Origin of the sequence: Rahnella sp. CJA17(1/100) (assembly GCF_963881615.1) — a bacterium.
Taxonomy (GTDB): domain Bacteria; phylum Pseudomonadota; class Gammaproteobacteria; order Enterobacterales; family Enterobacteriaceae; genus Rahnella; species Rahnella aceris.
This window is the reverse complement of the sequence record NZ_CAWOJA010000070.1, coordinates 1-439: the sequence shown is the minus strand read 5'-3', so window position 1 is coordinate 439 and position 439 is coordinate 1. Positions and strand designations below refer to the sequence as shown.

1 tRNA gene and 1 rRNA gene are annotated in these 439 nt (G+C 46.2%); both read right to left on the bottom strand.

From position 1 onward, the window contains the following. Positions 1-137 precede the first annotated feature (137 nt). Positions 138-213 (bottom strand) — tRNA-Glu (locus AACU55_RS22135). 142 nt (positions 214-355) lie between these two features. Next, a 16S ribosomal RNA gene (locus AACU55_RS22130) occupies positions 356-439 on the bottom strand; the annotation flags it as partial.

Below are 439 nucleotides of genomic sequence, written 5' to 3'. Positions count from 1 at the left end.
CTACGGAGAGTGATGTTCAGCTGTAAACTTTCAATTTTCAGCTTGTTCCAGATTGTTAAAGAGCAATATCTTAAACACGACTCGTTAGAGTCATCTTTAAGATATTCATTGATAATGTCTTTCACACATTATCGGAGTGGCGTCCCCAAGGGGATTCGAACCCCTGTTACAGCCGTGAAAGGGCAGTGTCCTAGGCCTCTAGACGATGGGGACACGAAAAATCCGTACCAGACCACACAGTGGTTTGGCACTTTTCGCATCAGCGTAAGGTTCCCCTTACTGCATCAACAGGTGCTCTTGCTCATTAATTTCATCAGACAATCTGTGTGGACACTGCACAATGCGTATCTTGAGGTAAGGAGGTGATCCAACCGCAGGTTCCCCTACGGTTACCTTGTTACGACTTCACCCCAGTCATGAATCACAAAGTGGTAAGCGC